The organism is Salipaludibacillus sp. CF4.18 (assembly GCF_051262595.1).
In the GTDB taxonomy this organism is placed as follows: Bacteria; Bacillota; Bacilli; order Bacillales; family Salisediminibacteriaceae; genus Salipaludibacillus; species Salipaludibacillus neizhouensis.
This window is the reverse complement of sequence record NZ_JBIMEV010000159.1, coordinates 1-506: the sequence shown is the minus strand read 5'-3', so window position 1 is coordinate 506 and position 506 is coordinate 1. Positions and strand designations below refer to the sequence as shown.

1 pseudogene is annotated in these 506 nt (G+C 39.9%); it reads right to left on the bottom strand.

Annotation, left to right across the window (positions count from 1 at the left end):
• Positions 1 to 353: pseudogene (locus ACHABW_RS25965) on the bottom strand (IS21 family transposase); the annotation flags it as partial.
• Between the last annotated feature and the right edge of the window lie 153 nt (positions 354 to 506).

Genomic DNA, 506 nt, shown 5'->3' with positions numbered 1-506 from the left:
TCTTGATAATCTTTTAACTCCTTTTTCCGTTTCGAAACATAGTCACGAACAGATCTCTCAGAGCCTCTGAAACTATGAAATTCCCCCAACTGCTCATACATTCTTTTAGCTGTTCTATGATTCTTCCTTTTCTTCTTCAGATCTTCACCAATCCATTTATCTATGATAGGTTTCACTGGATCCATCACTCTTGCTTTCCTCTTTTGTGGCAACTTCACTTGAAACTCTTCTTGATTGGCATATTTCCTTACTGTACGTGGGTCCACTTCCACCCTGGTAGCTACACTGGAATAATTATTGCCTTTCTGATTCACTTCGCGTCTGATATAATCTATCTGAGTCACTTCTAACATCTCCTAATATCCTCCTGTCAAACGTTGTTGGTCCAACGAGGAGTTTAAAGTTATTTTGAGAAGTTAGCAAGTGGCGTTTTTTAATTTATGAGGGCCCCGCGGGGCCCTCATAAATTAACTGCCGTCCCCTACATATTTAGTTTGCCATAAACA